At 70.3% G+C, this 8,411-nt stretch carries 9 protein-coding genes; 5 read left to right on the forward strand and 4 right to left on the reverse strand.

The features are described 5' to 3' along the window. Positions 1 to 67: 67 nt before the first annotated feature. The 5 genes from hsaA to RMO85_RS17015 all read left to right on the forward strand — a co-directional run bounded on the left by hsaA (position 68) and on the right by RMO85_RS17015 (position 4,674). Positions 68 to 1,240, forward strand: coding sequence for a 3-hydroxy-9,10-secoandrosta-1,3,5(10)-triene-9,17-dione monooxygenase oxygenase subunit (gene hsaA / locus RMO85_RS16995; protein ID WP_310529903.1), 1,173 nt, complete (start codon positions 68 to 70; stop codon positions 1,238 to 1,240). A 1-nt stretch (position 1,241) separates the two neighbouring features. After that, on the forward strand, positions 1,242 to 2,108 hold the full coding sequence (gene hsaD, locus RMO85_RS17000) for a 4,5:9,10-diseco-3-hydroxy-5,9,17-trioxoandrosta-1(10),2-diene-4-oate hydrolase (RefSeq protein WP_310529904.1): 867 nt from the start codon (positions 1,242 to 1,244) through the stop codon (positions 2,106 to 2,108). Beyond that, on the forward strand, positions 2,105 to 2,995 hold the full coding sequence (gene hsaC, locus RMO85_RS17005; RefSeq protein WP_310529905.1) for an iron-dependent extradiol dioxygenase HsaC: 891 nt from the start codon (positions 2,105 to 2,107) through the stop codon (positions 2,993 to 2,995). The genes hsaD and hsaC overlap by 4 nt, the downstream gene beginning before the upstream one ends. 23 nt (positions 2,996 to 3,018) lie before the next feature. Continuing rightward, the gene (locus RMO85_RS17010; RefSeq protein WP_310529906.1) at positions 3,019 to 3,648 is read left to right on the forward strand and encodes a flavin reductase family protein; all 630 of its coding nucleotides are present in this window, start codon (positions 3,019 to 3,021) and stop codon (positions 3,646 to 3,648) included. Between the two features lie 84 nt (positions 3,649 to 3,732). Further along, the gene (locus RMO85_RS17015; RefSeq protein WP_310529907.1) at positions 3,733 to 4,674 is read left to right on the forward strand and encodes a zinc metalloprotease; all 942 of its coding nucleotides are present in this window, start codon (positions 3,733 to 3,735) and stop codon (positions 4,672 to 4,674) included. Between the two features lie 21 nt (positions 4,675 to 4,695). Here RMO85_RS17015 and RMO85_RS17020 read toward each other — a convergent pair whose 3' ends face one another. The 4 genes from RMO85_RS17020 to RMO85_RS17035 all read right to left on the reverse strand — a co-directional run. Beyond that, positions 4,696 to 5,631 (reverse strand): acyl-CoA dehydrogenase family protein, encoded by a 936-nt coding sequence (locus RMO85_RS17020; protein WP_310529908.1) that lies wholly within the window; start codon positions 5,629 to 5,631, stop codon positions 4,696 to 4,698. Continuing rightward, the gene (locus RMO85_RS17025; protein WP_310529909.1) at positions 5,628 to 6,542 is read right to left on the reverse strand and encodes an acyl-CoA dehydrogenase family protein; all 915 of its coding nucleotides are present in this window, start codon (positions 6,540 to 6,542) and stop codon (positions 5,628 to 5,630) included. Before RMO85_RS17025 ends, RMO85_RS17020 begins: the two co-directional genes overlap by 4 nt. Continuing rightward, positions 6,539 to 7,678: an acyl-CoA dehydrogenase family protein gene (locus RMO85_RS17030; RefSeq protein WP_310529910.1), complete on the reverse strand. Its 1,140-nt coding sequence runs from the start codon at positions 7,676 to 7,678 to the stop codon at positions 6,539 to 6,541. Before RMO85_RS17030 ends, RMO85_RS17025 begins: the two co-directional genes overlap by 4 nt. Further along, on the reverse strand, positions 7,668 to 8,411 hold a 744-nt coding region (locus RMO85_RS17035), incomplete at its 5' end, for an AMP-binding protein (RefSeq protein WP_310529911.1). The genes RMO85_RS17030 and RMO85_RS17035, both read right to left, overlap by 11 nt.

Below are 8,411 nucleotides of genomic sequence, written 5' to 3' on the forward strand. Positions count from 1 at the left end.
GTCGTTCTCGGACGGCTCGGGAGGGGTGCTCATGGCGCAAAACTGTAACAGGTTCTAGTATGGCCGCATGACGATGCCTTCACCGGTCCTCGACGCGATTCGAGACCTGCTGCCCGGCCTCCGTGAGCGCGCCGACGAGGCGGAGCGCCTGCGGCAGGTGCCCGAGCAGTCGGTCAAGGAGCTCGAGGAGACCGGCTTCTTCCGGATGCTTCAGCCGGCGCGCTTCGAGGGTCTCGAGTCCGACCCGGTCGACTTCTTCACCGCCGTCAGGATGATCGCCTCCGCCGACGGCTCGACCGGCTGGATCTGCAGCGTGCTCGGCGTGCATCCCTGGCAGGTGGCGCTGTTCACCGACGAGGCCCAGCAGGCCGTGTGGGGCGCCGACACGAACACGAGGCTGAGCTCGTCCTACGCACCGACCGGCAAGGCGGTGCTCACCGACGGGGGCTACACCCTGAGCGGCAAGTGGTCCTTCTCGTCCGGCTCGGCGCACGCGTCCTGGGTGCTGCTGGGCGGGCTCGTCCTCAACGAGGACGGCAACGTCGTCGACTTCAAGACCTTCATGATCCCGCGAGCCGACTACGAGATCCTCGACGTGTGGAACGTCGTCGGCCTGCGCGGCACCGGCTCCAACGACATCGTCGTCGACGACGTCTTCGTGCCCGCAGCGTTCACGCTCTCGATGAGCGACACGGGCCGCTGCTTCGGCCCGGGCCAGGAGCAGAACACCTCAGACCTCTACAAGCTGCCCTTCCACTCACTGTTCACCAGCACGATCACCAGCCCCATCGTCGGGATGGCGACGGGGGCGTACGCCGAACACGTCGAGATGCAGCAGCAGCGGGTCCGGGCGGCCTACCTCGGGGAGAAGGCGTCCTCCGACCCGTTCGCGGCCGTGCGGATCGCGCGCGCGGGCAGCGAGATCGACGCGGCGTGGGCGCTGCTGATGGCCAACATCCGCGAGGAACAGGCCCATGTCGCCAAGGGGGAGAGGATCCCGCTGCAGCTGCGGCTGCGGGTGCGGCGCGACCAGGTGCTCGGCACCCAGCGAGCGATCGACGCGATCGACGCGCTGTTCGAGGCGTCGGGCGGGCGGGCGCTGGCCGAGGGCACCTATCTCCAGCGCGCGTGGCGCGATGCGCACGCCGGTCGCGTGCACGCCGCCAACGACCCCGAGCGCGCGCTGAAGATGTTCGGCGAGCTCGAGTTCGGTCACAAGATCGACCCGGGGATGTACTGAGTTGAGTCCCACCAAGCAGGACCTCCAGCAGACGGTCGAGGTCAACGGCACCGACATCGCCTTCTACGAGAGCGGAGAGGGATTCCCGCTCGTCATGCTGCACGGCGGTGGTCCCGGCGCCTCCGCCTGGTCCAACTTCGGGGCGGCGCTGCCGGGCTTCGCCGAGAGCCATCGCACGATCCTCATCGACCAGCCCGGCTTCGGTGCCTCCGGCAGGCCCGAGGTCGTCGGCAACTACTACCGGCACGCGGCCGACCACGTGATCGGCGTGCTCGACCACCTCGGCATCGACCGGTGCCACCTGCTCGGGAACAGCCTCGGCGGGGGTACGGCGATGAGGCTGGCCCTGGAGCGCCCAGAGACCGTCGCCCGGCTGGTGCTGATGGGACCAGGTGGGTTGTCGCTCAACCTGTTCCACGCCGATCCCACCGAGGGGGTGCAGCGGCTGATGGACTTCGGTGCCGACCCGACCCGCGAGACGTTGCGAGCGTTCATCGCCACGATGGTGGTCAACCAGGACCTGGTGACCGACGAGCTGGTCGAGGAGCGGTTCGCGGATGCGACCGCGCCCGGCGCCCGGGAGGCGATGCGCTCGATGGGCATGTCGTTCTGGAACCCGGAGACCGCCGAGGACGGGATGCTGTGGCGTGAGGCCCACCGGCTGCGCCAGCACACGCTGCTCACCTGGGGCAGAGAGGACCGGGTCAACCCGCTCGATGGTGCGTTGGTGGCCCTCAAGCTGATCCCCAGGGCGCAGCTCCACGTCTTCGGCCACTGCGGCCACTGGGCACAGGTCGAGGCCGCGGACGAGTTCCGCGAGGTCGCCGTCGCGTTCTTGAACAGACACGTCGAGAGGCCGACGCCATGATCGACATCCGCTCCATGGGCTACGTCCGCGTGGCCAGCACCGACCTGAGCGCCTGGCGCACCTTCGCCGAGAAGGTGCTGGGACTGGCCGTCGGTCGCGGCCCCGACCCGGACCACCTCTACTACCGCATCGACGAGGTCTCGGCCCGGCTGATCGTCTTCGAGAGCGACGTCGACGAGCTGTCGGCGACCGGCTGGGAGCTGGCCGACCACGACGCGCTCCAGCAGGCGCGCGAGCACCTGCAGAAGGCGGGCGTCGAGTTCGTGGAGGGCACTGCCGACGAGCTGGCCGAGCGACGGGTGCAGGAGCTGATCCGCTTCACCGACCCCTTCGACAACGTCTTCGAGCTCTTCCACGGCATCACCTACGAGTCGCGCCCCGTCGTCACGCCGTACGCCGCCACGTTCGTCACCGGCGAGCAGGGGATGGGCCACATCGTGCTCCCGGTCAGCGACGACGTCGAGGCGTTGCGGTTCTACCGCGACGTGCTCGGCTTCCGGCTGCGCGACTCGATGTCGATGCCCGGGGAGTTCGTGGGCAGGGAGGCCGGCACGAAGGTGTGGCTACGGTTCCTCGGGATCAATCCCCGTCACCACTCGCTGGCGTTCCTGCCGATGCCCAACCCGTCCAAGTGCGTCCACATCATGCTCGAGGTCGACAGGCTCGACGACGTGGGTCGCGCGCTGGAGCGGGTCCGCAAGCACAAGGCGCCCCTCTCGGCCACCCTCGGGCGGCACATGAACGACGAGATGGTGTCGTTCTACGTCAAGAGCCCCGCCGGCTTCGACATCGAGTTCGGCACCGAGGGCCTCCAGGTCGACGACACCCGCTGGGTGGCCCGGGAGAGCACGGCCGTCTCCTACTGGGGTCACCAGTTCGGCGGCTGATCGCCATGGGCGAGACTGTCCGAATGACTGAGCTCCCCGACGGCATGCCTGATGGGATGGCCGACGACGCCCGCGCGTCCTGGCCGCCGCGGGAGCTGATCGACTCGTTCCTGGGCACCTTCCCCCACGACTTCGAGTGGCGTCCCGGCGAGACGATCGAGGTCGACGACGAAGAGGCGCAGGACCAGGCCCGGCTGTTCCGCGACGTTCTCGGCCGCTATGCCTCCGGAGTCACGGTCGTCACCACGATGTCGGCCGACCAGCCCGCCGGCATGACCTGCCAGTCGTTCACCAGCGTCTCCCTCGACCCGCCGCTCGTCGCGTTCCTGCCGACGAAGCAGTCGCGGGCATTCGCCGCGATCCAGCGGTCCGGCACCTTCTGCGTCAACTTCCTGGCCGCGGGTCAGGACGACCTCTCCAGCGCGTTCGCCTCGCGCGGTGACGACAAGTTCGCGAGCGTGGAGTGGTCGCCCAGCGCCGCCACCGGCTCGCCGTTGCTGGCCGGCATCGTGGGTCACGTCGACTGCACCGTGCACTCCGTGCACGAGGCCGGAGACCACTTCCTCGTGATGGGCAAGGTCGTCGACCTCGCGGTCGGCTCCGGTGAGGACCCGCTGCTCTACTATCGCGGCGCCTATCGCAGCACGCACTGAGTGTCCCCTGTTCGGGGATGTCCAACCGGACCGTTCACGCCTAGGTTGTCTGCACCAACTCGTCACCCGAAGGGATCACCACCCATGCGTCCCACGCGTCTTGTCCGTACCGCAGCCGTGTCCGCCGTCCTTGCCCTGTCACCGCTCCTGTTCGCCACCACCCCGGTCTTCGCGGCCGTTGCCTCCGACGGCGCAGCTGCCTGCGCCGGCGGGTCGTCCGGCGCCAGGGTGACCAAGGGCGCGACGGCCCAGGAGCCGGCCCTCTACTCCCCGAACGACGCCAACAAGTACGGCCTGGTCAAGGACCTGCCGACGCTTGCTGCCGGGTCGATCCGGGTCAGGACGGTCTTCCACGTCATCACGGCAGCAGCACCGACGCCCGCGCAGCGCAGTCGCCTGCAGACGATGGTCACTGACCAGGTCGGCGTGCTCAACGCGGCGTTCTCCGGCAAGACCAGCCCGATCGCGGCGAACACCGCGTTCCGCTTCGACCTGGCGCAGACCAACTTCGTCACCAACGCCGAGTGGGCCACGGTGACTCCCGGCAAGTCCGAGACGGCGATGAAGCAGGCCCTGAAGGTGGGTGACTCCGAGACCCTCAACGTCTACGCCGCCGACATCGGAGGGGGCCTGCTGGGCTGGGCCTACTTCCCCAAGGACTACAACAACGGCCACGACTGGCGCGACGGTGTCGTCATCCTCGACGAGTCGATGCCCGGCGGCACGGCCGGGAAGTACTCCCTCGGGGACACGCTCACCCACGAGGTGGGTCACTGGATGATGCTCGAGCACACCTTCGCGGGCGCGTGCTCGGCCAGCGGTGACGGGGTCGCGGACACCCCGCGCGAGGCCTTCCCGCAGTTCGACTGCCCGATCGGCGCCGACACCTGCGCGGCGCCCGGGCTCGACCCGATCCACAACTTCATGGACTACTCGCAGGACTCCTGCATGGACATGTTCAGCCCGGGCCAGGCCGACCGCATGAGTGACGCCTGGCAGGCCTTCCGCGCCGGCGGCAACGGCTGAACGACCCACCCCGGGACATCCTCACAGGGCCAGGCGCGCACGAGGGGTGTGCGGCTGGCCCCACAGGGTGCCGAGCGCGTGCGCCCGCTTGAGCACCAGGTGGGCGTCGTGCTCCCAGGTGATGGCGATGCCGCCGTGCAACTGGATCATCTCGCCGGCGAGATCGTTGAAGGCCTCCGTGCAGTACGCCGCAGCGACGGCCGCCCGCGCCGGCGCGTCGGGCGCTGCGTCGATGAGTCCGTCGACCCCATGCAGCATCGCCGAGCGGGACAGCTCGAGCTTGACCAGCATGTCGGCCATCCGGTGCTTGAGCGCCTGGAACGACCCGATCGGCCGGCCGAACTGCACCCGTTGCAGGCTGTAGGCCACCGTGTCGTCCAGCGCCCGTTGCATCCCGCCGACCTGCAGGGCCGCGGTGAGCACGAGGGCGACGTCGCGGACACCGTCGGGGAGCGGGTCGACGATCTGGCGCAGGGTCGACAGCTGGACGGTCGGGTCCATCGCGGACACCCGGACAGGGGTCTCGTCGACCTGGGTGAGGCGGCCGTCGACGTAGGCCAGCACGATCTGCGCCTGTGCGCCGAACAGCACGTGGTCCGGCGTGGCCAGGGTCGCCACCTCCCCGCCGGCGATCCTCGCCAGCAGTCCGTCCGGGTCGCGCGCGGCGAGCAGCGCAGCCGCCGCCAGGGCGGTGGGCAGCAGGGGTGATGGTGCGAGTGAGCGGCCCAGCTCCTCGAGCACGACGCACGTCTCGGCCAGGGAGGCGCCGACGCCGCCGTGTGACTCCGGGATGGCTAGTGCGGCCACGCCGATCTGCTCGCACAGGGTCTGCCACAGGCCCTCGTCGAAGCCTTTGTCCGAGGTCATCGCGGTGCGCACGGCCGCGCGGTCCGCGCGCCGGTCGAGCAGCGAGCGGACGATCGCGGCCAGCTCGGCCTGCTCGTCGGTCCTGCTCATGTCCGGACCAGGCTCTCGAGGACCCGGGCCCGGTGGAACGCGGGCGTGCCCCAGGCGTTGACCAGCGCACGGACCTTGAGCAGCCACAGCGACAGGTCGAGCTCCGCGGTGTAGCCGATCGCGCCGTGCACCTGCAGGCCCGCACGGGAGGCGAGGTAGGCCGCGTCTCCGGCCGCGACCTTGGCCGCGGAGACGTCGCGGGCGCGATCGGTGCCCTCGAAGCCCACTGCCGCTCCGTCGACCAGGGGTCGAGCGAAGTCGAGGGCTATCCGTACGTCGGCGAGCTGGTGCTTGATCGCCTGGTAGGAGCCGATCTCGCGTCCGAACTGCGTGCGCTGCTTCACGTAGGTCACCGAGTCGGCCAGGATCCGCTCGCCCGCGCCCAGCAGCTGGGCGGACGCCGCGAGGACGGCGAGGTCGAAGGCGAGGTCGAGGTCTCCCGCTTCGACCCGCTCGTGGGGTGAGACCTCGAAGAGGTGCCGAGCGCGGTCGAGCGAGACGTGCCGGGTGCCCACCGTGGCGGTGAACAGCGTCGAGTCCTCGACCGCCAGCACGTGCTGCGCCACGTCGGCGTCGAGGGCGAAGGGGACGTGGGGAGGGACGGCCACGGTGGCGATGGTCTGGCTCAGGTCGGCCTCGAGCGCGATGGGCAGAAACGCCGCTGACTCGACCCAGGGCCCAGGGACGCCGTGCCGGCCGAGCGCCTCGAACGCGATGCACACCTCGACGGCCGTGGCATGGGTGGCCAACGAGGTCACACCCCGCTCGGCGAGAGTGCGCCACAGCGCCAGCCCCGGCGCGGAGTCGCCGGCCGCCCAGGCCCGGGCCGCGGCGACGGTGTCGGCTCCGGCCAGGACCTTGTCCAGGGTGGTGGCGAAGTCGCGCTGTTCCTTGTCGTGGCTGAACTTCATCGGCGGGGCTCCTTGGGGAGTCCGAGGATCCGCTCCGCGACGATGTTGCGCTGGATCTCGTTGGTGCCGGCGTAGATCGGGCCGGACAGCGAGAAGAGATAGCCCTCGGTCCAGGCGGACTCGACCTCCCCCTCCGGGCCGAGCAGGTCGAGGGCGGTCTCGTGCAGGGCCACGTCGAGCTCGGACCAGAAGACCTTGTTGGTCGATCCGGCCGCGCCGATCTGGCCGCCGTCGGCGAGGCGCGTGACCGTGCCCCAGGTGTAGAGGCGATAGGCCCGGGCCTTGATCCAGGCATCCGCGACGTCATCGGCGCTCCGGGCGACGGTCGGGCCGCGGTCGGCGTACAGCGAGACCAGGCGATCCGCGGCGGCGCAGAAACGCCCCGGGGAGCGGAGCGAGAGGCCGCGCTCGTTGCCGGCGGTCGACATCGCGACCCGCCACCCGTCACCCGGCGCCCCGAGCACGTCGGCATCGGGCACGAAGACGTCGTCGAGGAAGATCTCCGCGAAGCCCGCCCCGCCGCCGAGCTGGGCGATCGGCCGGACGGTGATCCCCTCGGCGTCGAGCGGGAACAGGAGGTAGGTCAGGCCGCCATGCCGTTCGGCCTCGGGGTCGGAGCGGAACAGCCCGAAGGCCCAGTGGGCCAGCGCCGCCCGCGACGACCACGTCTTCTGGCCGTTGAGCAGCCAGCCCCCCTCGACCCGTCTCGCGGTGGACTTCAGCGACGCGAGGTCGGAGCCGGCCTCGGGCTCGGACCACGCCTGCGCCCAGACGCTCTCACCGCTGGCCATCGTCGGCAGGAAGCGCTGCTGCTGCTCACGGGTGCCGTGGTCGAAGATGATGGGGGCGAGCAGGAAGATCCCGTTCTGGGAGACGCGGCCGGGTGCGCGGGCGCGGTAGTACTCCTCCTCGAAGATCACCCACTCCACCAGCGATGCCCCGCGGCCGCCGACCTCGGGCGGCCACGAGACGACCGACCAGCGGGCGTCGCACAGTTCCTTCTCCCAGGCCTGGTGTGCGACGAAGCCCTCAGCCGTGTCCATCGAGGAGAGTGGAGTGGCCGGGACATGGGCGGCCAGCCACTCGCGTGCCTCGGCCCGGAACGCGAGCTCGGACTCGGTGAGCTCAAGATCCATCGCGAAGATCCTTCTTGAGCACCTTGCCGGACAGGTTGCGGGGGAGCGCGTCGATGACCGCGACCTCGCGCGGCACCTTGTAGTTGGCCAGTCGCTCGCGGGCGAAGGCGAGCACCTCGTCGGGGGTGGCGGACCCCACGACGTAGGCCCGACCCACCTCTCCCAGGCGCTCGTCCGGGACTCCGACGACGGCCACCTCGGTGACGCCGTCGAGTCGCGCCAGCGCCTGCTCCACCTCGGCGGGATAGACGTTGAACCCGCCCGAGATGTACATGTCCTTGAGCCGATCGGTGATGCGCAGGTTGCCGAAGGCGTCCAGGGTGCCGACGTCGCCGGTGTGCAGCCAGCCCTCGGCATCGATCGCCGCGGCCGTCGCGACCGGGTCGTCGAGGTAGCCAAGCATCACGTAGACGCCCCGGACGAGCAGCTCACCGCCGTCCGCGATGCGCGTCTCCATCCCCGGCACCGCGCGACCGCACGTCATCGCCACGGTCTCGGCGTCCTCGTCCCCACGGCACATGGTGGTCACCACCGCCTCGGTCAAGCCGAAGGCGGTCACCACCCGCTCGATGGCCAGCTCCTCGCGGAGCCGCTCGATCAGCACGACGGGGATCACCGCGGCGCCGGTGACGACCAGCCGCAGCGACGACAGGTCGTGGCGTGTGTGCGCGTCGGCCGCCAGCAGCGACGTGAAGATCGTCGGCGCCCCGGGCAGCACGGTGATGCGCTCCTG

The sequence above is a fragment of the Nocardioides sp. genome, assembly GCF_031422975.1.
Classification (GTDB): Bacteria; Actinomycetota; Actinomycetes; order Propionibacteriales; family Nocardioidaceae; genus Nocardioides.

Coding starts and splice junctions, on each gene's coding strand:
- hsaA (WP_310529903.1), top strand. CDS start 68: ATGACGATGCCTTCACCGGTCCTCGACGCGATTCGAGACCTGCTGCCC.
- hsaC (WP_310529905.1), top strand. CDS start 2,105: ATGATCGACATCCGCTCCATGGGCTACGTCCGCGTGGCCAGCACCGAC.
- RMO85_RS17010 (WP_310529906.1), top strand. CDS start 3,019: ATGACTGAGCTCCCCGACGGCATGCCTGATGGGATGGCCGACGACGCC.
- RMO85_RS17015 (WP_310529907.1), top strand. CDS start 3,733: ATGCGTCCCACGCGTCTTGTCCGTACCGCAGCCGTGTCCGCCGTCCTT.
- RMO85_RS17020 (WP_310529908.1), bottom strand. CDS start 5,631: ATGAGCAGGACCGACGAGCAGGCCGAGCTGGCCGCGATCGTCCGCTCG.
- RMO85_RS17025 (WP_310529909.1), bottom strand. CDS start 6,542: ATGAAGTTCAGCCACGACAAGGAACAGCGCGACTTCGCCACCACCCTG.
- RMO85_RS17030 (WP_310529910.1), bottom strand. CDS start 7,678: ATGGATCTTGAGCTCACCGAGTCCGAGCTCGCGTTCCGGGCCGAGGCA.